Origin of the sequence: Emticicia sp. CRIBPO, assembly GCF_009905725.1 — a bacterium.
Taxonomy (GTDB): domain Bacteria; phylum Bacteroidota; class Bacteroidia; order Cytophagales; family Spirosomataceae; genus Leadbetterella.
On record NZ_JAAAKV010000003.1, the window covers coordinates 87,698 to 110,446 of the forward strand.

Annotated in this window: 23 protein-coding genes; 14 read left to right on the forward strand and 9 right to left on the reverse strand. The window is 45.1% G+C overall.

Going from position 1 to position 22,749, the window contains the following annotated elements; genetic code table 11:
• Positions 1–155: 155 nt before the first annotated feature.
• Complete coding sequence (locus GVN16_RS07220) at positions 156–1,805, forward strand: MutS-related protein (protein WP_166563196.1); 1,650 nt, start codon at positions 156–158, stop codon at positions 1,803–1,805.
• A gap of 199 nt (positions 1,806–2,004) precedes the next feature.
• On the opposite strand, the gene GVN16_RS07225 is transcribed toward GVN16_RS07220, so the two are convergent.
• Positions 2,005–3,168 carry an MFS transporter gene (locus GVN16_RS07225; RefSeq protein ID WP_229244092.1) on the reverse strand — a complete coding sequence of 388 codons (1,164 nt, stop codon included), beginning with the start codon at positions 3,166–3,168 and terminating at the stop codon, positions 2,005–2,007.
• Positions 3,169–3,352: 184 nt separating this feature from the next.
• On the opposite strand from GVN16_RS07225, the gene GVN16_RS07230 reads away from it, so the two are divergent.
• From GVN16_RS07230 to GVN16_RS07240, 3 genes are all read left to right on the forward strand, one after another.
• The gene (locus GVN16_RS07230; RefSeq protein WP_166563197.1) at positions 3,353–5,320 is read left to right on the forward strand and encodes a hypothetical protein; all 1,968 of its coding nucleotides are present in this window, start codon (positions 3,353–3,355) and stop codon (positions 5,318–5,320) included.
• Between the two features lie 231 nt (positions 5,321–5,551).
• Positions 5,552–6,049 carry an RNA polymerase sigma factor gene (locus GVN16_RS07235; protein WP_166563198.1) on the forward strand — a complete coding sequence of 166 codons (498 nt, stop codon included), beginning with the start codon at positions 5,552–5,554 and terminating at the stop codon, positions 6,047–6,049.
• A gap of 17 nt (positions 6,050–6,066) precedes the next feature.
• Positions 6,067–6,621 (forward strand): hypothetical protein, encoded by a 555-nt coding sequence (locus GVN16_RS07240; RefSeq protein WP_166563199.1) that lies wholly within the window; start codon positions 6,067–6,069, stop codon positions 6,619–6,621.
• Between the two features lie 94 nt (positions 6,622–6,715).
• On the opposite strand, the gene GVN16_RS07245 is transcribed toward GVN16_RS07240, so the two are convergent.
• Positions 6,716–7,069, reverse strand: coding sequence for a helix-turn-helix domain-containing protein (locus GVN16_RS07245; protein WP_166563200.1), 354 nt, complete (start codon positions 7,067–7,069; stop codon positions 6,716–6,718).
• Positions 7,070–7,191: 122 nt separating this feature from the next.
• Here GVN16_RS07245 and GVN16_RS07250 point away from each other — a divergent pair, with 122 nt between their 5' ends.
• From GVN16_RS07250 to GVN16_RS07260, 3 genes are all read left to right on the forward strand, one after another.
• Entirely contained in the window at positions 7,192–7,551 is a 360-nt protein-coding gene (locus tag GVN16_RS07250; RefSeq protein WP_166563201.1) for a DoxX family protein, read from the forward strand.
• 266 nt (positions 7,552–7,817) lie between these two features.
• Positions 7,818–8,978: a two-component regulator propeller domain-containing protein gene (locus GVN16_RS07255; RefSeq protein ID WP_166563202.1), complete on the forward strand. Its 1,161-nt coding sequence runs from the start codon at positions 7,818–7,820 to the stop codon at positions 8,976–8,978.
• A gap of 12 nt (positions 8,979–8,990) precedes the next feature.
• On the forward strand, positions 8,991–10,079 hold the full coding sequence (locus GVN16_RS07260) for a two-component regulator propeller domain-containing protein (protein ID WP_166563203.1): 1,089 nt from the start codon (positions 8,991–8,993) through the stop codon (positions 10,077–10,079).
• Between the two features lie 62 nt (positions 10,080–10,141).
• Here the strand turns inward: GVN16_RS07260 and GVN16_RS07265 are convergent, their stop codons facing one another.
• Together GVN16_RS07265 and GVN16_RS07270 are read right to left on the reverse strand one after the other, a co-directional pair.
• The gene (locus GVN16_RS07265; protein ID WP_166563204.1) at positions 10,142–10,936 is read right to left on the reverse strand and encodes an SDR family NAD(P)-dependent oxidoreductase; all 795 of its coding nucleotides are present in this window, start codon (positions 10,934–10,936) and stop codon (positions 10,142–10,144) included.
• Positions 10,937–10,989: 53 nt separating this feature from the next.
• Complete coding sequence (locus tag GVN16_RS07270) at positions 10,990–11,571, reverse strand: TetR/AcrR family transcriptional regulator (protein WP_166563205.1); 582 nt, start codon at positions 11,569–11,571, stop codon at positions 10,990–10,992.
• A 142-nt stretch (positions 11,572–11,713) separates the two neighbouring features.
• Between GVN16_RS07270 and GVN16_RS07275 the strand changes: the two genes are divergently transcribed.
• The 4 genes from GVN16_RS07275 to GVN16_RS07290 all read left to right on the forward strand — a co-directional run bounded on the left by GVN16_RS07275 (position 11,714) and on the right by GVN16_RS07290 (position 15,879).
• Positions 11,714–12,415: a formylglycine-generating enzyme family protein gene (locus GVN16_RS07275; RefSeq protein WP_166563206.1), complete on the forward strand. Its 702-nt coding sequence runs from the start codon at positions 11,714–11,716 to the stop codon at positions 12,413–12,415.
• A gap of 49 nt (positions 12,416–12,464) precedes the next feature.
• Positions 12,465–13,346: a M48 family metallopeptidase gene (locus tag GVN16_RS07280; protein ID WP_166563207.1), complete on the forward strand. Its 882-nt coding sequence runs from the start codon at positions 12,465–12,467 to the stop codon at positions 13,344–13,346.
• A gap of 303 nt (positions 13,347–13,649) precedes the next feature.
• A complete protein-coding gene (locus GVN16_RS07285; RefSeq protein ID WP_166563208.1) occupies positions 13,650–15,188 on the forward strand; it encodes a M20/M25/M40 family metallo-hydrolase in 1,539 nt (512 codons plus the stop codon).
• Positions 15,189–15,474: 286 nt separating this feature from the next.
• Positions 15,475–15,879 carry a hypothetical protein gene (locus GVN16_RS07290; RefSeq protein ID WP_166563209.1) on the forward strand — a complete coding sequence of 135 codons (405 nt, stop codon included), beginning with the start codon at positions 15,475–15,477 and terminating at the stop codon, positions 15,877–15,879.
• A 560-nt stretch (positions 15,880–16,439) separates the two neighbouring features.
• Here the strand turns inward: GVN16_RS07290 and GVN16_RS07295 are convergent.
• The gene (locus GVN16_RS07295; RefSeq protein ID WP_166563210.1) at positions 16,440–16,853 is read right to left on the reverse strand and encodes a helix-turn-helix domain-containing protein; all 414 of its coding nucleotides are present in this window, start codon (positions 16,851–16,853) and stop codon (positions 16,440–16,442) included.
• 95 nt (positions 16,854–16,948) lie between these two features.
• On the opposite strand from GVN16_RS07295, the gene GVN16_RS07300 reads away from it, so the two are divergent.
• Together GVN16_RS07300 and GVN16_RS07305 are read left to right on the forward strand one after the other, a co-directional pair.
• Positions 16,949–17,752 (forward strand): enoyl-CoA hydratase/isomerase family protein, encoded by an 804-nt coding sequence (locus GVN16_RS07300; protein WP_166563211.1) that lies wholly within the window; start codon positions 16,949–16,951, stop codon positions 17,750–17,752.
• A 9-nt stretch (positions 17,753–17,761) separates the two neighbouring features.
• On the forward strand, positions 17,762–18,760 hold the full coding sequence (locus tag GVN16_RS07305; RefSeq protein ID WP_166563212.1) for an NADP-dependent oxidoreductase: 999 nt from the start codon (positions 17,762–17,764) through the stop codon (positions 18,758–18,760).
• 197 nt (positions 18,761–18,957) lie between these two features.
• Here the strand turns inward: GVN16_RS07305 and GVN16_RS07310 are convergent, their stop codons facing one another.
• Genes GVN16_RS07310 through GVN16_RS07320 form a run of 3 tightly spaced genes read right to left on the reverse strand, consistent with a single transcriptional unit; the run spans position 18,958 to position 21,026 of the window.
• Positions 18,958–19,866 (reverse strand): AraC family transcriptional regulator, encoded by a 909-nt coding sequence (locus tag GVN16_RS07310; RefSeq protein ID WP_166563213.1) that lies wholly within the window; start codon positions 19,864–19,866, stop codon positions 18,958–18,960.
• 9 nt (positions 19,867–19,875) lie between these two features.
• Positions 19,876–20,220: a hypothetical protein gene (locus GVN16_RS07315; protein WP_166563214.1), complete on the reverse strand. Its 345-nt coding sequence runs from the start codon at positions 20,218–20,220 to the stop codon at positions 19,876–19,878.
• A 29-nt stretch (positions 20,221–20,249) separates the two neighbouring features.
• On the reverse strand, positions 20,250–21,026 hold the full coding sequence (locus GVN16_RS07320) for an SDR family oxidoreductase (protein WP_166563215.1): 777 nt from the start codon (positions 21,024–21,026) through the stop codon (positions 20,250–20,252).
• 481 nt (positions 21,027–21,507) lie between these two features.
• Between GVN16_RS07320 and GVN16_RS07325 the strand changes: the two genes are divergently transcribed.
• Positions 21,508–22,167 carry an NAD-dependent epimerase/dehydratase family protein gene (locus tag GVN16_RS07325; RefSeq protein WP_166563216.1) on the forward strand — a complete coding sequence of 220 codons (660 nt, stop codon included), beginning with the start codon at positions 21,508–21,510 and terminating at the stop codon, positions 22,165–22,167.
• Positions 22,168–22,265: 98 nt separating this feature from the next.
• Here GVN16_RS07325 and GVN16_RS07330 read toward each other — a convergent pair whose 3' ends face one another.
• The gene (locus tag GVN16_RS07330) at positions 22,266–22,625 is read right to left on the reverse strand and encodes a VOC family protein (RefSeq protein ID WP_166563217.1); all 360 of its coding nucleotides are present in this window, start codon (positions 22,623–22,625) and stop codon (positions 22,266–22,268) included.
• Positions 22,626–22,749 lie beyond the last annotated feature (124 nt).

Sequence of the window (22,749 nt, forward strand, 5' to 3'; positions counted from 1 at the left end):
ACGGTTCGACCAGAAAAAGAAGCGGTAAGGACCTCCGAAACCCGCCGCCGGGAAGCTGTAACGGCCTTCTGTACACAAACCAGGCAATTGTATCCGGATTTTACTATATTTGGATATTCAGGAGCGGGCATGAGTTCTCCGTTAAAAACATTGAGATGACGTTGATATTTATCGTAGGTTTTGTTTTGTTACTGGCGTTTTTTCTTCTTTCTTCCGACGGCACCAGGAGGGCCCGGAAGAACCTTGAACAGATCCGTTCAGGCTGGGGCAAACCAAAAAATGAGCCTTTTCATTTTGAAGGGATCGGCACTTATGCCGGAGTGGTGCATGATCAGCCCTTTCACCGGCTCTCGGAGCAGACTTTGAATGACCTTGATTTTCAGAACCTGTTCAGGTTCCTGGACCGGACGATAGGGAAGGTGGGACAGCAGTTTCTGTATAAAAAACTGATGGAGCCCTCGGACCGGACTTCGGACCCTTCACAGCCTTTGATCACTTTACTGACAGAGGATCGTGAACTGAGAGAGGCCGTTCAAATGCAACTTATTCAATTGAACCATCCCGATGCTTATCATATCCCGGCCTTGCTGCAGGACAAACTCCTGGAGAGCCCGTCGTGGCTTAAATTCCTGAAGTTCGATATTCTCGTGGTGGTTTTATTGCTTCCTGTTTCTTTTAAGTTCCCGGTTTTCAGCATTGCCCTTCTCCTGATCTTTGCGTTTAACCTGTTGCTGCATTACTGGAACAAAACGAACTCGTATCCGTTTCTCCGCTCGTTTCCTCAGTTGAACACGCTGGTGAATGTGGCCCGTGTACTGTCGAAAATGGAGAAACTTCCGGCTGATAAGGCTGTGGAGTGGGGTATTGATGAACTGAGACCCTTCCAGAGGAAGCTGAACCTGCTGAATTTTGACAACAAAGGCGGCATCAAAGGAGAAATAGAACAGGTGATGATGTACCTGGTGGAAATGCTGAAGGGCTTTTTGCTGATCGAAGTGTTTACGCTTTTCAGGCTGACGAAAGAACTGGAATCCAGGCAGGCGTCGATCATAATGCTGTTCAATTATGTCGGGCATATTGATGCCTGCATTTCCGTAGCCTCGCTGCGGGCAGGTGAACTGAAGACCTGTTTGCCTGAGCTGACAGATGGGGGAGAGGGAATGATTTTGAAGAACATTTATCACCCGCTCATTGAAGACTGTGTGACGAATGATCTTAATATCACGGAGAAAAGTATACTGATCACAGGCTCGAACATGTCCGGTAAATCGACTTTCCTGAGGACTTTGTGTATTAACTCCGTTTTGGCACAGACCATTTACACCTGCTTCGGTGAGCTGTTTGTATCGCCTGTGCTGAAGCAATATTCTTCGATCAGGATAGATGATGATCTGTTTGAAGGAAAGAGTTATTATTTTGAAGAAGTGAGGATCATGGGTACGCTGATTGCAGAAGTGGAGACGCCTTTTCAGAACCTGTTTGTGTTAGATGAGGTTTTTAAGGGCACGAATACGGTGGAGAGGATCGCCTCTGCCAAAGCCATCCTTTCTTATCTGAACCGAAAAAACAACATCGCCATTGTGGCTACGCATGATATCGAGCTGTCTGATATGCTCAAAGACGAGTATGAACTCTATCATTTTACAGAAATGATCGAAGAAGAAGAACTGATCTTCGACCACAAAATCAAACCCGGCCCGCTCAAAACCCGCAACGCTATCCGCCTCCTCGAACTCTCCAACTATCCCGCGGAGATCATCAGAGAAGCAAAGGAGATTTTACAGGGTGGGAAAAAGTTTTTGTAGAAGTCGACGCAAACGAATCGTGCCTTCGCGTCTTGGTGTCCTCTTATTCGTCGAAGATAGCCACGAGGGCACAAAGACACGGTTTATTTTTGAATGACTTAAAATTGACTAGTGAAAGTCGAAGCAAACGAACCGTGACTTCGTGTCTTTGTGGCCTCTTATTCGTAGAAGACAGCCACAACGTCACAAAGGCACAGTTTTATTTTTTAGCGAGTACGATCAGAAGAGCTATAATCCCTATTATGGCATAACAAATCACCATATTCTGTACCCCGGTTTTCAGCTGGTTGCTGATCAGGGTGCCGACGCCGGAGCCGATAAAGAAAAAGGAGGTGCCGTAAATGGCGGAGGCCATCCCGGCGTTGTCGCCCAGTTGCTCGAGGGCCAGGGCACTGCTGTTGGGTTCAATGGTGACGTTGATGGCCGTTAATAAAACCGCAAAACCCAGGAAAACGGGTAAACCCGGCACACCGCCCGAAACCAGCGTAACGGCCAGGAACACCATGCTGATCAGAAAATAACTGATGACCAGTCCTTTCAGGGTTTTGAATGCCCCGAACCGTACCGACAGTTTTGAATTCATGAAGGTAAAGATCGCCATGATCACCCCCGTACCCGCGAATATCCAGGTAAAGAGGGCAGGTTGCTGGTAAATAACCCCGATGATAAACTCCGAACTGGCAATGTAAGCACTGAAAACGGTGAATAAAATGGTGGTAAGCAGGGTATACCGGATAAATGTCGTATTCTGAAGTATCTGCCGGGCAGAAGTGAGGAGGTTATAAGCAGCGACGTCTGTTTCCTTCTTTTTCAGTGATTCTTTCAGCCTAAACGACCACAGCAAAATAAATACCGCCAGCAGGGAAGGCGTGAAAAACACCATCCGCCAGTCGGACAAATGTAAAATAAAAGCACCAAGAAAAGGGGCCAGGATAGGCGTGAACAAGAAGAGCGTAAAGACCAGTGACATAATGCTCGCCATCTGGTCGCCCGCGTAACGGTCACGCACACCCGCAATAGAAGTGGTGAAAATGGCCGAGGCCCCCATGCCCGAAAAGAACCGCAATATAAAGATCACTGTCATACTCTCCGAAAAAGCCGCCGCTGCACCCGCGAAGATGTAAATAAAGAAGCCCAATCGCATAATTGGTAGTCTTCCGTAGCGGTCCGACAAAGGCCCGAAAAGCAACTGCCCAATCTGTCCCATAAAGAAAAAGCTGATGATCTGTGCCGCTTCTGTAGAATCGCTGCCGAGGTGGAAATGATTGCGGATGTCGCCCAAAGCAGGCAGCATGATGTCAATACCCACCGCCGTCATGAGCATGGCAGAGGCGGTGAAGGCGATGTATTCTCTGGTTTTCAAGGGGTATCTGCTATTAAATAAATCGGGTTACAAGGTAAGAATGTAATTTGAAGGGAAAAGGTTTGGGGGCGGGGAGATTTTTAGGGGGGATTTGTTTAATTGTTTGGGATTCGTTTATATATTGGTGGGCTGGATTGGTTTTGCAGGAATTTTAATACAGACAAGAATCAACGCATAAGCAAAAATGATAAAAGAAAGTAAAATCAAAAAACTGAAGGATGAAAAAATCATTACATTACTTGATCAGGAGTTGAGTATATTCGAATTTAAGTATCAAAAGTCAAAGGATCACTTTGTGCGAAAAGAGAATGGGTTTGATCAAATCATCAGTGTTTATGTACCTTCTTCGCCCTTTATTTATGATGAAAAATCAGAAAAGCTATATTTAACCTTTAAAGTGTTCTTCCGATTAGAAATGCCTGAATATGAAAACTGGTATTTAGAAGAATTCGGAGAAAAGATTCGCCTTTCATTTTTAATGGAAAACGTGACTTCTCAAATAGAACTTTCAATAAATGATTTTGACGCAGAGAGCTTTTACGAGCCTACTGCTTCGCAACAATTTAAAAACAATGTCAGCAGGTGGATTGCGAGAGGTGGTGATCAGGACGAAGTTTTAACCAACTTCAACGATTTTTTAAAAAATCGTATTCCTGACCTGAGTTTAAACCTGTCAGAGAATTCGGATATTTTAAAAATATATAATAAGAGCAAATTTCCTTTTGAATACACTTTTTTGTTGGTTTATGGTGGGTATTTAGCTAAAGCAGAAGAAGAATTTGGAAAGTACTACCATTATTTATTAAATAGAATTGAAAGTCAATTAAAAGAATCAGAAACTGAAACAATTGAACTTATTCAAGAATTGAATGAGCTGATTAAAAAGATTCAAAAGACGTCAAACTTGTCATTAACAAACCCTTTTAACCGTTCCATAAAGCTCTTGGTTTCAAAAAATGATACGTTTGACTTTTCTCAAAAAACGCATTTTATAGAGGTACTTCGACTTGATATTTCGCAATTTGATATTAAATCCATTAACATCAATTCTTTAGGTGATGTTTTAGTCTACACCAGGGATCAAAAAATAATCAAGCTGAATTCAAAAGCTGAGATATTGTTAGAAACGGAAATTGAACTCAGAAAAGGGTTTGACAAGATTTTTTGGGAAGTTCCGTCAGGGGTTATAAATGAAATATCTGCATTTTATGTGAATAATTTTATAATCACAAGTGATAACAAAATATTGGAGCTGAGTTTACCAAGCCAAAAGCTCAAGAAAGGGAAGTTACAAAATCCACATATTAATGACTTGAAGTATTGGCCAAAGGAGAATAAATATCTGATTGTTTATGAAGATAATTTTTTGTTGTATAATACAGATGGGCAATTGGAAAAAAGCATTAACGTCGGTGAAAAATATGGTAGCCGCATCATAATTGAGAAAGAATGGATTCTTACACAAAAGAAAGGTGCTGCCAATGTCATTTTGAATTTTGATGGAAAAATTGTTGCGACTTATGAATTTGCTACCGGGAATAGGTATTTCGATTTCTCTTCGAACTATGAGTATCTGATATGCTTTTGTTACTCTACTAAATCTCAGTTTTATAATTTGATTAGTGATAAGAAAGAGACTTTATGGGCACATCCAACCTTTTTTAAGGACTATATTGGGAAAATGTACAACGACATTGAAAACAATTTTGGAATGGGAATAGCGAAGTTTTCCCCGGATAATAAATATATAGTAGGAGGTGCGTATCATGGAAAGTATGTTGCCTGGTTGTTGCCGAAACTGGAAAGGGTTGAGCTTATTCCGAAGCCTGAGATGATAGACTTGCTTGAGCCACATGTTTCAACTATTTTTTTTGAAGAAGGAAAGAACGAGATTGTCACAAAAGCTGAGTTGGTTAATTTAGGGAATCAAACTTTTTTTAAAAACAGAGGGAATAATATTTCGAAGGTTTTCTTCTTTGAAAACGGAGATACTTTTGTGACGGAAATTGATTATGGCAAGTTTGTTCTTTCGTGGGATAGAAATTTTAACAATTTGACATTCAAAAGAATAGAAGGAAAACTGGACTTACACTCTGAAAAGTATTTGACACAAACAACGAAAGAAGAGTTGGTGATTTATAGGCCAGAATAATTCTTTTCAAGAGATCAGAAAATCAAATAAATACCAGCATCTTTTTCGTAGGTATTCGATGTAGTAATAAAAATTAATACTCTTCTTATCATGATCTATTATTGAGCAGCATTTAATGTGAGAATTAAATCCTGTTAATCCTGTCTATAATTCTGCAAAGCCCCAACAAATTTCCCTAATCTTGTAAGTTTCTACGCCCGTCCGGGTACTAATGAAATAAACAAGTTCAAATTGACGGAAAAAGGACAGCAACATATTTTCGAGCAATGGCTGAGTCAGCATAAAGCACTGGTCTTTAAGGTCGTGAGGGCATATGCTTTTACGGCGATGGACCAGGATGACCTCTTCCAGGAAATCAGCATACAGGTATGGCGTTCCGTTACTGCTTTCCGGCAGGAGTCGTCTGTCACGACCTGGCTGTACAGGATTGCCCTCAATACGGCCATAAAATGGGTCAGGAAAGAACGGAAACACCAGCAGGATGGCAACCTGGAGGAGGTAGAGCATGTGTTACAGGAAAACAAAATGCCTGTTGACGAACGCCTGGTGTGGCTTTACGAGGAGATTTCCAGGCTGGATGAAATCGACCGCTCTGTGACCTTGCTGATGCTGGACAACTTCAGCTACAAGGAAATGGCGGATATCCTGGGCATTACCGAGTCAAACGTGGGGGTGAAGATCAACCGCATCAAAAAACATCTTATTTCAAAATCAAAAAAGTACAGTTAAAAATGGAATTTGACGACATGAAAAAAATCTGGGACACCCAAAACAACGAGCCGCTTTACGCGGTCAATGAAACGGCATTGCACCACCGCATCCTTTCCAAAAAGAGGAAGGGTTTTCATATCACGAATATCAGCGAATGGCTGTCGGTGCTGGTTTATGGAGGCACAGCCTGTTTTATCTTTGGGGTGAATTTCTACAAACAAAGCGGGAATGTCTGGATGTATGTGCTGGCCGCATGGATGCTGGGCAGTGCTTTGTATACCCTTGTGAGCCGTATCCGCAGGATCAGGGGGGAGCGGCAGTTTGACCGCACGATGAACGGTGACCTGGCCCATGCCATTTCGGTGGCGGCTTACCAGGTGCGGCTTTCGTTCCTGATGCGTTGGAATATCCTGCCAATGGGTTTACTGACGGTACTGAGTGTTCTCGACAATGGAAAATCGGTCTGGGTGGCGGTTGGCGTACTGGTATTTTTTGTAATAAGTTATTACGCAGGCGGCTGGGAGCATAATATTTATAAAAACAGGAAGCATGAGCTGGAGGTGTTGCAAAATAAGCTGGAGAGCTGTTAGCTGTTAACCATTGGCTTTTAGCTGTTTTTAGTATGTTACCTGTTGATTATCAGTGTGATAATATTAAATAGTAGTCTCTTAGTGGTGGATCGGCTTAGGATGCGATTTTGTCTTTTTCCATGATGATATTTCGGTGTTCCTGGCCCCAGTTGTAGAGTTCGTGGAGGAGTTTGTCAAGGGATTTCCCATGCGGGGTGATGGAGTATTCGACCGTAGGGGGGAAAGTGTCGAAGACTTCCCTTTTGATCAGCTTGTTCATTTCCAGGGCTTTTAGTTCTTTCGAAAGCATCTTGTCTGTAATGCCGTAAACTTCCTTTGATATCTGTTTGAAACGTTTGTTGCCCATAGACAGACTGAGCATGATCAGGAGTTTCCAGCGGCCCTCCAGGGCTTCCAGGGCATCTTTCATGGCTAATATATTGAACGGACATCCTTCTCCTGCCAACATGGTTTCTTTTAATTTAACTGCGTTACTATCTTTCCGGATAGTGCTATCCAAAGAGATAGTACTATATCATGGATAGTAAAGATAGATAGTTTTGTGTCATCATTCAAAAAAATAACAAAACAATGAAAGCAAAACGCATTATTCCCATCATCCTGACAGGTATTCCGGCACTGGTGCTGATCATAGGAGGAGTTTCAAAAATCATCGGCACAGAACCGGAACCCGTCGTGGAATTCCTGACCAGGCTGGGCTTCAGGGAGTATTTCATCCCCATAGGTATCATAAGTTTAGTCATCGCAGGCCTCCTGTTATATCCCAAAACCACCAGGATCGGATTTTTATCTGCCATCTGTTATTTCAGCGGAGCTTTATCCCTCGAAATCGCCGGGAAACAGCCCGTCGTTTCTGTTGTCTTTCTGATACTGCTTTGGACAGGGATGTTTTTAAAAGATAAGGGAATGTTTCTTCCATCTGAAAAATAACGGCTTTGAGGCCCGCAGCCTATGTGAAGATGGGTAGTCCAGTAGGGACGTTACATCGGTAGAAAAGAAATGTATCATAAGAATAAAATCCCGTAGGCCCGCCCGGCGTGACCACCAGGGCGGACGGGGATGACATATTCACGGCGATAAAAATGTTGTCCCTTGAGAATTGTATTTACACCGATTTACATTCAATTTACACTGATTTTACAAAACACCGGATCCGGGAATCTACATTTGGGCATCTTTGAATAACATTTAAACAGATGAATGAGATGGGCCGGATGATGATTTTTATTTTGATGTGTTTGTGTTTTACCGCCTGCCACGGGCAAAAGGAGACCGGATCTAATGAACTACTGGGGCATCCTAAAGTGGTGAAACCTTTTGGTACCCATCCGTACACCAACATCCGGTGCAGCATACAGGACAGAAAAGGAAACCTGTGGTTTGGTACGACCGGTGCCGGGGTGTACCGGTATGACGGCAAGATTTTTACCAATTTTACCCAAAAAGACGGCCTCAGTCATGATGTGGTGTATTGTATCCTGGAAGACAAGGCCGGGAATATCTGGTTTGGGACGAAGGATGGTGTCTGCCGCTTTGACGAGAAAAAACGACCTTCGGGGAAAGCCGGGTTCATCCGTTTGCCTTTGCCTGAAATCGATGACGATCATAATTATTTTGTGTCGCTTAAAAATGATGCCCCGGTTCGTTATGCCTTTGACCGGAAATCGGTTTTCAGTATGGCCGAGGATAAAGCCGGGAACATCTGGATGGGCACCGGTAACGCGGGTTTGTTCCGTTTCGACGGGGTGAATTTTATCAATTATAAAAATTACAACGGCACCTGGGAGGTCGCTAACAAGGACAGTGTCAACAGGGGCCATTGTTTTTATCATATCCTGATCCAGAGTGTTGCGGCAGACCGGAAAGGAAATGTGTGGTTCAGTGCCCTTGGTGATCAGAGCGGGGTATACCGTTATGACGGAAAGGCCATTGCCCGTTTCTCTTTTGATAAGCCTATCAAAAGCCTCGTAAGCTGGATCAAAGAAGACAAAGCCGGGAACATGTGTTTCGGCTCAAGGGATGAGGGTGTTTGCCGCTATGACGGCAAGACGTTTACGTATTTCACGAGTAAAAATGGTCTTTGCAGTAATTTTACGACAGATATGTTGGAAGACAAAAGCGGGAATTTATGGTTCAGTAGCAGTCTCCTGGAAAACGAAGGCCGGACAAAAGGCTGTGTGACCCGCTTTGATGGGAAGACTTTTAAGCAGGTTTCACTGGAAGGGCTGGGTAATACCTCTGTCTGGACTATGCTGGAAGATAAAAAAGGGTATGTGTGGTTGGGTGCCAGGAATGTGGGTTTGTACCGTTACGACGGCAAATCATTTACTGATTTTACGGGAGAAACGGCCAGATAATAAGGATTTTTCATGAATTGTTTTCATAAAGACAAGCAAAGGTGGTATCACCTGGTGCTGCCTGTGCTGTTGTGCATCAGCTCCGGTGAAGGGCAGCTTAAATCAGCTCAGAAAAGCGATGCATCCAAAGAAAAAGCCGGCAGGTTTCCTGTGGTAACTCCCGGAAGTTATGGCATTGAACCGGACCTTTCACTGCAGGTGAGTGAGTATATCCGCCGGATTCTGCAGGATAAGAAAGGAAACCTCTGGTTTGGAACGAACGATCAGGGTGCGTGCCGGTATGATGGTAAATCCCTGGCTTATTTTACACCCAAAGAAGGCATGGGCGGAGAGGTGGTGCGAAGTATCATAGAAGACAGAAAAGGAAACCTGTGGTTTGGGACCAATGGGGGTGTCACGAGGTATGACGGTAAAATATTTACCAATTTTACGACCAAAGACGGATTGCCTCATAACGAGGTCTGGAGTCTCATTCAGGATAATTCCGGAAACATCTGGGCGGGTACACTGAACGGTGTTTGCCGCTACAACGGGAAAAAATTTATCGCATTCGCTCTTCCGGAGTCAGGTATTGAAAAACCGTCCTACAGGTTTACACCTGCATTGGTCTGGCACATGACGGCCGATAAAAAGGGGAATGTCTGGTTGGGTACAGACGGGGCCGGGGTGTACAGATTCAATGAGAAAAATGGCTTTAGGCACTTTTCTGAGAAAGATGGACTGGGCTGCAACAACGTCACCCATATCCTGGAGGACCGAAACGGGAACGTTTGGTTTGGGGGCCGCCAGAAAGGCGGATTGAGCCGTTTTGACGGAAAGAAGTTCACGAACTTCAGCACAAAAGACGGGATGAGCAGCAACGCCGTCTGGTCGATTTTCGAAGACAAGGGCGGGATCCTTTGGTTATCTACGGACGGGATAGACCGTTTTGACGGAAAGAAGTTTACCCATATCAATAAAAAAGACGGCCTGATAAACACAGCCGTGCAGAGCATTTTTGAAGACCGGGAAGGCCGGATGTGGTTCGGGACGGGGGCGGGCTTGTACCGTTTTAATGGCAAGGTTGCTGTCAATGTGACCAAAAAAGGACCCTGGAAGTAGAATATCTACAAATAAGATCATCGCCCCCTGACAAGACCTCGGGTTTATCAGGGGGTGATGGTTTAAAATATGGTGTTCAGCACGCCGCCATCTGCCCGCAGGGCTGAGCCGTTGGTGGCAACCGACAGCGGACTTGAAAGATATACGGCCAGACTGGCAATTTCAGAAGGCTCAATGAACCTTTGTATCAGCGAAGTGGGGTTCATGGCTTTCACCAGGTCGCTTTTTACTTCTTCAGTACGCCTGTTTTGTGTGCCGGCCAGGTATTCGACGGCCCCGGCTACTCCTTCGGAATAGGTCGGGCCACCCAGGATGGTATTTACGGTTACTGCGGTGTCTTTGGTGAGTACGGCCAGTCCCCGGCTTACGGCCAGCATGGCGGTTTTGGTCATGCCGTAGTGGATCATGTTGGCGGGGATGTTGACGGCTGATTCGCTGCTGATAAAAACGATTCTGCCCCAATTCCTGGCGAGCATCCCGGGCAGTAATGCCCTGGACAGGCGGACGCCGCTCATGACATTCACTTCAAAGAACCGCGTCCAGTCTTCGTCCTGAATGTCGGAGAATGCTTTGAGTTCAAAGATGCCCACGTTGTTAATCAGGATATCGGTTTCAGGAAGTCCAGCCAATAAACGGTCCACTTCCTCTGTTTTGGCAAAATCAGCTGCTATGCCTGACACTTCCGCATCCGGAATCTCCTGTTTTAGTTTTGTGATGGCAGCATCTATCTTTTCCTGCGTTCTGCCGTTGATGATCACTCTGGCTCCTTCAAGGAGCAATTGCCTGGCAATGGCAAAGCCGATGCCCTGGGTAGAGCCGCTGATAAAAGCGGTTTTAGATTTCAATTGTAAGTCCATTGATGCTTGTTTTTTATTTTTGTGTTGATCAATACAAAAATGATCAAAAAAAATCAGCTGATGATTTCCAGCTGCATTTCAATCTGACGGGCGAGCTGTTCGTGGTCAGGATACATGCGTCGGGTCACGTTCAGGCCATTCCAGAGGGTGATCAGGTAACGACCGAGGATAACCGGATCGGTCTGATTTTTCAGTGTACCGTTTTTCTGTGCCTTTTCGATGGTCCTGGTATAAAACTGCTCCACTTCCTTTAAAATAGCGACGGCCTCGCTTTCCAGTTCCGGGTCGATGCCGGTCATTTCCGTGACGGTATTGGCAATGATGCAACCCCGCAAGTGGGTGGCATCGTCGGCCGCGGCTATACTCCTGAAGAAATCTTTGATGAGTGCTATGGGAGAATCGCTTTGCTCTGCTTCCCTTTCAAATTGCTTCAAGGCCTCCCGGCGTTGCTGAAGGGCTTTTCTGAACAATTCCTTTTTGCCACCTTTGAAAGCATTGTAAAAACTGCCGCTGCCCATGCCCATGGCCTGCAGGATGTCTTCCAGTGAAGTGGCGGTATAGCCCTTGGTCCAGAAGACCTGCTGGGCTTTTTCTAATACTGCCTGGTTGTCATAGGTACTTGGTCTGCCTCTCATTTTAATTTTGTATTGATCAGTACAAAATTAGAGAGTATTTTCGGAACCGGCAAATGTCCGGGAGATTTAGTGAAATTATTTTTGGATAGTTTTTATATAAATGGTTAATTGTGACCGGGTTTATCTGATAATAACCTGACTTATGAAAAACTTTGATATTCCTTTTTCAGGCACTGCCTTCCCGATGATCTATGTGGAGGGAGCATCTTACCTGTTTGGCACTGAAGGGCATAAGCTGGAGGTCAGAACGAATGATTTCTTTATTTCCAGATACCCGGTGACCCAGGTCTTTTGGGCATATATCATGGTCGAAAATCCTGCTTTTTTCAAAGGAGAAAACAAGCCGCTGGAACATGTCACTTATTTTGATGCCCTTGATTTCCTGGAGGCTTTGAACGCTCATGAGGACCTGCAAGCTCAATTTCCTGTCCGGCATAGATTCCGTCTGCCCTCAGAAACCGAATGGGAATATGCAGCCAGGGGCGGGATCTACTGGAAAGATAATTTCATGTTCAGCGGAAGCAACGAAGTGTCGGAAGTGGCCTGGCAGGATGACAGGCGAAAAGGAACGGAAACCTGCCCGGTGGGAGAGAAAAAAGCGAATCAACTGGGTATCCATGACATGTGCGGGAATGTATGGGAATGGTGCGAAGATTATTACCAGGCTGATCTCAGTAAAATACCGCGGGACGGTACGCCCTGCCTGTTGGAAAGCGAAAGCCGGGTACTTCGCGGAGGCTGCCATCACAATTGGGCGGTTCATTGCACCGTTGATAAAAGATACGAGATTGTTCCGGATGCTAAAGATGAGTGCATCGGATTCAGGATTGCGGTGACTGCCTGATACCTGAACGGAACGAATAATAAAAAAACAGAACTTATCCGGAATAAAAATGAAAAAAACAACTTGCTATTATCTCTTTTACCTGCTGCTGTTCTCTTCAGCAGTCTGGGCCCAAAACAAAGACAATGCTGAATTGCAGAAAATGTATGACGAAGACCAGGGGGCCAGGAAGGTACCCGATATCAACTGGTCTGTCCTGATAAAACAAGATAGCATCAGGCAGGCCAGGGTGCTTGAAATGATCAGAGATGGTAAGATTGTGACAGGGAAGGATTACTATAACTCGGCTATGATTTTTCAGCATGGCAATGATACGCTGGCGTCAGGAATGGCCGTAAAACAAATGAAAAAAGCCATTGAACTTGATCCGACGGTGAATAGGTGGCTGCTTGCAGCGGCCATTGACCGGGATCTGATGAGGAGGGACCTGCCCCAGATTTACGGTACGCAATTCATAAAAACGAGGCAGGACGCCAAATGGGAGTTGTATAAAATGGATTCTACCCGGATAACCGACGAAGAACGGAAGTATTACCGCACCGGCACATTGGCTGAGCAAAGGGAAAGAGTCAGAACGATGAACCTCGTCAGGCTCTGGGATAAGTACACCAAAACCAATTCGGCAGACGAAATCATTGCCCTGATCAAAACTGAATTCCCGAAAGGAAAGCAATCGGAATATGATGTGAGTGAAAGCGGGATCAATAGCTTTGGTTACGCCCTGATAGCTGCCAAAAAAGAGGAGGAAGCCTTGAAAATACTGAAGTTGAATACGGAGCTTTATCCGGAAGCTTACAATACTTTTGACAGCTATGGCGAATGCCTGATGAAACTTGGCCGGAAAGAAGAAGGACTGAAAGCCTACCGGAAATCACTGGAGCTGAATCCTGGAAATGAAGGGGCGAAGAGGGTGCTGGAAACCAACAAGTGATTTTTTATTCAACGTAAATCCGGGAGTGGAATCAAAATGGTCTGTTCTGGCATAGATTCCTCTTGAAGGGTTTTACTCATCCCTTGCCGATGTTGAAGCAATACAGGGGCGAAAAGACGGGACCATTCAGAACGGATTCCGTTTGTTTCTTACCCAAAGGGTCGGATAAATTTCTGAATGATAAGGCATAATCTCCGGAAAATACGGCTATATCTGCACTTTTCGAGTGTTAATCGTTATATTCATGGTTTTGAAATCAATATGCTTTACATTGGGCAGGATAATCTAAACGTATATCAACAAATGAGAAAATTTGTATCTGTATTTCTTTTAACGGTCGCCGCCCATGGGGCCATGGCACAGACTGAAAAAGTTGACCTGGAAATAGTCAAAAAAATCCGCCAGGAAGGACTTCAAAATTCAAAGGTAATGGACATTGCTTTTAACCTGACTGACGCCAACGGACCCCGTCTGCAGGGCTCGCCGGGATTTATGAAAGCGGCCAATTATTCCAAAAACAAACTGAACGAGTGGGGGCTGAAAAGTGCCAGGCTGGAGTCATGGGGTGACTTTGGTAAAGGCTGGGAGCTTGAAAAAAGCTATGTGGCCATGACTGCACCTTACTACAGACCACTGATTGCTCTGCCTAAAGTATGGACAGCCGGGATCCCGGGTGGACTGACAAAGGCTGACATTTTGCTGGTTGACGAAACAGATACCACAGCCCTTGAACAATACAAAGGTAAAATGAAAGGCAAAGTCATTCTGTTGTACAGAAACGATAAGATACAGCCTTCTTTTAAACCGGATGCGACCCGTTATACTGACGAAGAACTGGAGAAAATGGTGGCTGCCACGGCTGCTCCGGCCAATGCCCCGACAGATACTTCGTTCAGAACGATGATTGCCCAGATGAGAAGAACCACTTACCTGTCAAACAAAACCAAGGAAATGGCCAGAAAAGATGGGGCTGTAGCCTTTCTGAGCATGAACCCGATCGGTAAAGACGGTACACTGTTTGTAACCGGCGGAGGCTCTTACAAAGCGGGCGATCCTGAAAATATGCTGGACCTGACCCTGGCAGCTGAAGACTACCTGAGCCTTTGCCGTCTGGCTAAAGCGGGTATCCCGGTTAAACTGGAACTGGATGTGAAGACTAAGTTTTACTCAGATGACCTGAAAGGATATAATGTATTGGGAGAAATCGAAGGGACGGATCCTAAACTTAAAGAAGAAGTGGTGATGCTGGGTGCCCACCTGGACTCATGGCACACCGGTACAGGGGCGACCGATAACGCGGCCGGTTCGGCGGTGATGATGGAAGCGGTAAGAATTCTGAAAGCTTTGAACATCAAACCGAGAAGAACCATCCGTATTGCCCTCTGGAGTGCTGAAGAACAAGGTCTGCACGGATCAAGAAACTATGTGAAAAATCACCTGACGGATGCTGCTACCCAGAAAAGCAATGCTGAAGGAGAAAAAGTATCGGCCTATTTCAACGTAGATAACGGAACCGGTAAAATCAGGGGTATTTATCTGCAAGGTAATGAAGAATGCCGCCCGATCTTCAGCAAATGGCTGGAGCCGTTTGAAGACCTGGGAGCAAAAAGCGTTACCATCAGAAATACAGGAGGTACTGATCACCAGTCGTTTACGAGGGTTGGTATTCCGGGCTTCCAGTTTATCCAGGATCCGATCGAGTACAGCACCCGTACGCACCATACCAATATGGATACTTATGATCACCTGCAGCCGGAAGACCTGAAACAAGCAGCTACCATTGTGGCTTCATTTGTTTATAACGCGGCTATGCGTGATGAGAAGCTGCCTAGGGCGAAGTAAGAAAAAAGGAAATAAGGAGAACGGAAAAAGCTCCCGGTGTGACCGACAAGTTGCATAGGGAGCGATGATCCGGGATCCTGAATCATATCAAACGGAGAGGCTGTCTGCAAAGATGGCCTCTCTTTTTTTTGTTATCAGGTATTTTCGTATTGAGTTGGAAGGTTGTGTTTCAGCAGGGGTTTCTACGGGTTTAGTTAAGGGTTTTAACGTAAATAGGTGCCTTTTTGTACGGTTATGATAAAAAATATTCTTATTTTTCGGATAATAAATAAACAACTATATAGCCATGAAACAAATGAAATTCATTCTTGGCCTGCTTCTGGCGGGTTCTATCGGGTTCTCCTGTTCAGACAAAGACGATCCGAAACCTTCGCTGACAGGCTTCTGGAAAGGAAAGTATGGTAGTGCGTCTTCTTATCCTAACAGTGAGTATGCATTCTTATTCCGCGGTGACGGCACCGTGCGGGTATTTACAAGTATTGATACCACCAAAGCCGGAACCTTTAAAGCCGAAGGAACCTATGCCATCCTGGGGAGTACCATTACCACGAACTACAAGTACATCAGTCCGGGCACAGGAACAAACTCAACTTCAGCAGTGGTAACATCCGGTCTTACCTTTATGGAAGGTACCTGGGGGTCTGGTACGAACACTACCAACGGCGGGAAGTTCTTCCTTTACAAAGAGTAATTCTTTATGAGTGAAAAAAAACAGAAAAGGCTTACATCATAAATCGTTGATGTAAGCCTTTTTTTATCTGACCGTGCTTTTTTGCCAGGAATTGTAAATTTGCTTTTGTTTTTTACCGCTGGTCTTGCTTTTCGAGATGCTGAATGTCTTTTCACGGATACTGCCCGTCGTTATCACCACCTGCCTGCTTTGCTCGCTTTGTTTAATTTCAAAAGTAAACTTATCACCTGGCTTTTTTTCAAGAATACGATTATTCAGTACTTCGATGCCGGGCTGTCGCCTGTTTTCAGTAATTCAGGACTTGGAACACTACTATTTCTTATAATCCACCTCAGTAAAGAGGCCGTGATACCCGGGTAGGAGAGTGGATTACGGCTGGCTGGTCTCATCAATTTTTCGAAAAACGAAAGATGGCGTTTCGTCACACCTTCCGTCATCACGGCAGGCCTCCTTTACCAGACAAAAAATGAAAAGACCTGCCGTCTGACAAAAAGCAACGGGCTATTAAAACCGCAGCCCGGTTTATGTATCTGTGGCTGCCGGATCTTCCGCAGAACGACTTAAATGTGTTTTTTCAACGACGCTGAAATATTCTTGATAAAACTTTCTTTGTCTTTTTTTACTTCTTTTAAAAATTTTTTATGCTGATCTGATATAGCGAAATTCTTCTCCCCCCACAGATATATTTCTATAAGTACAGGCAAGAGATCTATTCCTTTCGCTGTGAGTTTGTAAAGAACTTTTGCTTTACTTTCCGGGTGCACGATTTTACTGATGACACCTGTTTGCTCAAGTGTTTCCAGTCTTGAAGCCAGAATATTCGTGGCTATTTTTTCCTCTGATTTTAAAAAATCGCCATAAGTACACTGTTTGGCGTACATCAGGTCCCTGATGATCAGTAAGGACCATTTGTCTCCCCAAATGTCAAGCGAACTGCTGACGGGGCATCCTGACCTTTTTTTGATTGATCCCATAAAAAAATTACAAATTCACTTGCATTTTAAAAGTGAATAGTTTTACATTTGTGCTTGCAAAATGCAAGTGCAAATATACATTAAATAATTAAGTTATGATTTTTACTACAGAAAAAATTAGCTCAGGGTACTGGAAAGTAAGTTTCAATAATCCCCCCATTAACATGTTTGACACCGGGTTTTCAAAAGAGCTGATGGTGCTGATGGATGAGATGGAGGCCAGTGAAGACCTGAAAGTGGTAGTATTTGAAAGTGCCGACCCCGACTTTTTTGTTGCTCATGTTGAATTACTGAATGTAAACGACTTTCCGAAAGGAACAGGCAAAACCGGGCTTCCGGCAGCATGGCCTGACATTGCGAAGCGTCTGGAACAGGCCCCGTTTGTCAGTATTGCTTCCATCAGAGGCAGGGCCAGAGGCCTGGGAAGTGAATTTGCACAGGCCTTTGACATTCGTTTTGCCAGCAAGGAAAAGGCTGTTTTTGCACAGGTAGAGATCGGCATCGGCTCTTTTCCGGGTGGCGGCGGACTGGAACGTTTGCATTTACTGACCGGGAAGGCCAGGGCACTTGAAATCATTCTGAGTGGCGACGATTATGATGCTGAGACCGCCGCATTTTACGGCTGGGTGAACCGGGCTATCCCTGACCAGGAACTCGATGCCTTCGTTGACAATTTGGCACGGCGTATTGACGGATTTGATAAAAAAGCCATTGCTGCGATCAAAGAAATAATGAACGAGCGGGCCGTGAACCCGACAAATGAACAGATACTGGATACACAAGTGAAGTTTTTTGCTTCCCTGCAATCACCTGAGGCAGCCGGCCGCATCAGAAAACTCTTTCAGAGCGGTCTGCAACAACGTGGAGATCTGGAACTTAATCTTGGCAAACGAATCTGAAGTGATACTATGAAAGCTTATGTATTGAAAAAGTACGGTGAAAAAGAAGAGTTGCAGCAACTTGAAATGCCGGAACCTGCCCTGAAAGAAAATGAGGTTCTGGTCCGGATTCATGCAGCTGGCGTCAATCAGCTGGATCTGAAGTTAAAAAACGGTGCCTTTAAAATGATCATGCCCTACAGATTGCCGTTGATTCTGGGACATGATGTGGCCGGAGTTGTAACAAAAACGGCCGCAGGGTCCACGCTTTTTAAGGTGGGTGATGAAGTTTTCGGACGTGTAGCAGATTTTAAGATCGGAACATTTGCAGAGTATATTGCCGTGAATGAGCATGATCTGGCATTGAAACCCGGAAATATCTCATTTGAGGAGGCTGCGTCTGTTCCCTTGGTTGCCTTAACGGCATGGCAGGCATTTGAAAAAGCAAAACTTCAAAAAGGGCAAAAGGTATTTATCCAGGCCGGTTCCGGTGGTGTCGGCACATTGGCCATCCAACTGGCGAAACATCTCGGAGCAACAGTGGCTACCACCACAAGTGCGGCGAATTTTGACCTGGTGAAAAAACTTGGTGCCGATATCCTGATTGATTATAAAACTTCAGATTTTGAGGACACTTTGAGCGATTATGATTTGGTGTTAAACAGTCAGGATACGCCAACCCTTCTGAAGTCTTTAAGGACTTTAAAAAAAGGTGGAAAAGTTGTTTCCATTTCCGGCCCGCCTGATTTGGCGTTTGCAAAGGACGCCGGGTTAAACTGGTTGATGCAGACCGTTATCTCGTTGCTGGGAAGGAAAGTATTAAAACAAGCAACAAAGCTGGAAGTTGACTATTCTTTTCTCTTTATGAAGGCCAGCGGCAGGCAGCTGGCCGAAATCGGTAAACTGATCCAAGCCGGAGTTATTCAGCCGGTAGTTGACAAAGTTTTTCCTTTCAGCCAGGTTAACGAGGCCATGTCTTATGTTAACAGTGGCCGGGTAAGAGGAAAAGTAGTAGTAAAAATCAGATGATGTTCTAATTGAACAGAGAGTGCTTATGATATGGTTAGCAAACTCAGTTTAAGTGTTTGCTTTGCCCCGATTCTACCGGAGCGAAGTGAACACTTTTTAATTTATGACGTAGTTATTTCAGGACAGCAGATTTCTGTGAAGTCTGAATGTACGGCATTGTGGTCTGCAGGTTTGGTTGAGAATGGTCAGTTCCGTACTCAACCAAACGCCTGCCTGAACTCGAGCGGACTTTGGCGGGTCTTGGCTTTGAACAGTTTGCTGAAAGACTGTGAATGTTCGAAACCCAGGGTGTAGGCAATTTCGCTCACTGTGAGTTCGGTGGTCGACAGTTTTTCTTTGGCTTTGCTGATCAGTTTTTCATGAATGACCTGCTGGGTGGTTTGGCCGGTAAGTTGTTTCAGCAGGCTGCTCAGGTATTTGACCGAAACATTGAGCTGATCTGCCGCATAATGAACGGTCGGCAGGCCTTCCGATAGCAGGTCCTCATTGCTGAAATAGTCGTCGAGCACTTCTTCCAGCCGTTCCAGTAACCTGCTGCTGCTGATCTTCCGGGTGATGAACTGGCGTTCGTAAAACCTCGTGGCATAGGTAAGCAACAGCTCGAGCTGGGCGATAATGACCTCCTGGCTGAATTTGTCCATATTGCCGCTGTATTCGTTCAGGATATTGTCTTTGATGCCGTTAACTAAGCCTTCTTCCTTATCAGAAAGAAACAGAGCCTCGTTGGCAGCATAGCTGAAAAAATTGTAGGTCCTGATCTTTCTGGCAAGCTGGGTGTTCCATAGAAAGTCCGGGTGAATGAACAGCATCCAACCTTCCAGTCTGGCAGGAACGCCGCCTTCTTCCCCGCGTAAAACCTGTCCCGGAGCCATAAAGGCCATCAGCCCCTCGTCAAAATCGTATTTCTGCTGTCCGTAAAACAGCTTATCACAACCCCTCTTGAGCGAGATCACATAGAAATCGAGCAGGACGGCCTGAATTTCTGTGTCATTTCGGAGACCGCTGACATCAATAAGGGTGATCAGCGGATGGTTGGGTTTAGGCATGCCCATCAGCCGGTGTATTTCACTGATGGATTTTAAACGGTAAGGTTTTGCGGTCGCCATTTACTTTATTCAGAATTTAAACGGATACTTTAACCAGATCAGCAGCAGTGGCATAGCCAGGAAAGGAATTTCCATCAGGGCCATTTTTACATTGCCGCTGTGCAGCGACAAGGCCATAATCAGCACGATCGTGAGGGCATTGAGAAGGTTGCCCAGGAAAAAGGTCTGGGGAAACAGCAGCAGCAGCCCCGTCAGGATAGAAATGGCTCCCACATAAGGCATGGCACTTTTCCCTATGCCCAGGTCTGCCATCATTTTGGTTTGTTCGGCATTGGCAGGCTGAAAGGCATCCCAGCCGTGTTTGAGGCTGAGAAAAGCGGAGACAGCCAGGAGAAGGATACTAAGGATCTTCATGATTGTTTTTATTGAAAGTTACAAAAAAATTATTTTCCATACATAAAAGAAGCTCCCATTTTACCGGATTGGGAAATCAGGAATTTTGGGGCAATCCGGCTCATGACCCGCATCAGCTTAGCGATGCCCGGGTATATTTCGGTTTTATCCTGCTGCATACCCCTGATGGCAGCCTCAACGATCTTTTCCGGAGCCATAAGCAGGCTGGTGCTGAAGCCGTCTTCTCCTTTAAATTTATCATTCAGCGGGGTAGAAGAGCCCGGAGCTATCAGTTCAATGACTTTTATTCCGGTGTTTTTCAGCTGGACACGGAGGGCCTGGGTATAAGAGCGAAGACCGGCCTTGCTGGCACTGTAAACAGGGGATATGGCAAAAGGAAGCAGGGCGATGCCTGAGGTTACGTTCAGGATAGCGGCGTTGGTTTTTGTTTTCAGATGGGGCAAAAATTGCTGTATCATGCGGACAGGCCCCATCAGGTTGATGTCGATTTCACGGGTGATGTCGTGCAGGTCGTGGTCATGGTGCAGGCTGATCTTCCGCATTTCCCCGGCGTTGTTGATCACGATGTTGAGCTCCGGAAAATCCCTGGTGACTTTTTCAAAGAGAGCTTCGATGTCACTGGTTTTGCTGACATCACTTTGAATGACGTGTACGCCGGGTAGTTTCAGTTTGATTTCCTGCAGTTTCCGGACGTCCCTTCCGGTGACGATGACGGTGTTGTTAAGGGCCAGCAGTCGCGACGTAAATTCGAAGCCAAAGCCCCCGGTGCCGCCTGTAATCAGAATGGTGTTGTTTTGTAGTTTCATTTTTTCATTTTTTTGATACCACAAAGTTCGTGAGTTGCCGGGAGACGGATGTAGCCAAAAGTCGCAGTGTTGTAGTGAAAAGTCAGTTGACCGGTTGGTTTGGGTCATGTTGTCCGGTCAGGGAGAATTTTTACGTTGGAGCGGCGTAAAGTTACGTTGGAGCGATGTAAGTTTACGTTGGAGCGGCGTAAAGTTACGTTGGAGCGATGTAAGTTTACGTTGGAGTGATGTAAGTTTACGTTGGAGCGATGTAAGTTTACGTTGGAGCGATGTAATTCTAAGTTGGGGCAATGTAATTTTACGTTGGAGCATTGTAGTTTTACGTTGGAGCGACGTAATTCTACGTTGGGGCAATGTAACTGTTCTTTAGTATAAAAATGCTGGAAATACTGAAATCCTGTCTCAAAAAAGCCCTTCCGGGAATCTATGCGGTCTGATCAGAGTTGTATAGAAGCTGATATATATTCAATAAGTTAACCATATGAAAATCAAAGCTATAGTGACCGGGGCTACCGGCATGGTCGGGGAGGGCGTACTGCTGGAATGTCTGAAAAATCCTGAAGTAGAGCAGGTATTGGTAATCAACAGACGGCCGGGTGGCATTTCCCATCCCAAGTTGAAGGAAATTATTCATGGTGATTTTTTCAACCTGGCTCCCATAGAAAAAGAACTTAGCGGGTACAATGCCTGCTATTTCTGCCTTGGAGTCTCGTCTGTCGGGATGAGCAAGGAAGATTACAAACATTTTACCTTTGACCTCACCGTAAATTTCGGGCAGCTGATGGCCAAACTGAATCCTGAGATGACTTTCTGTTATGTCACCGGCAGCGGTACTGACAGCAGTGAGCAGGGCAGCATTGCCTGGGCCAGGGTAAAAGGAGCCACAGAGAACGTCCTGATCCGCTTGTTTAAAAACGCGTACATGTTCAGGCCCGGTTTTATGAAAGCTACAGCAGGTCAGAAAAACGTGAAGAGTTATTACACCTACCTTGCGTGGCTGTATCCGGTCGGACGCCTGCTATTTCCTTCGGGTTTCTGTACCCTGGAGGAGGTCGGCAAGGCCATGATCAATGTCACGGTGAAAGGTTACTCAAAGCAGATCATTGACGTGAAGGATATTGTGGAGATAGCGAAATTATAAAATCTGTTATTCTCAGCTTATACAAAAACCCTTGCCGATGACTATTTCCGCAAGGGTTTTATTTTATTTCAGTTGCCGGTGTATTGTAGTATATTTTTTTATTTGGTCTCCAAAAAAGTGAGTTTATAGCCATCAATGTCTTTGACGTGAAATGCCCTGCCAAAAGGGGTTTCGATAATTGGTCCGGCGGTGGTTATTCCATTCGCGACGAATTTCTCTTTCAGTTCGTCCACATTTTCGTCCACGGCAAACCAGATAGCGACACCGATGCCCAGTTCTTTTCCTTCAATGGGTTCAAGGGGTGTACGGATGGCAAAGCTTGCTTGTCCCTGATTATACTTGAAAACACAGGCTTGTGGCATTGTGTCGGCAATTTCAAATCCCAGTTTTTTTTCGTAGAAGTCTTTCGAGGCTTCCAGGTTGTTTACTTGTAGTGAAGCAAATGTTAATTGTCTCATTTTTAATGATATTTGATTGTAGTTACAAATATAATATATATGACAACAATATGCAAATGATTTTATTTTTTCAGCGTTTCCTGTTGTCAGAAGTTACAATTGAGTATTCCGGAGAAGTTTGTTT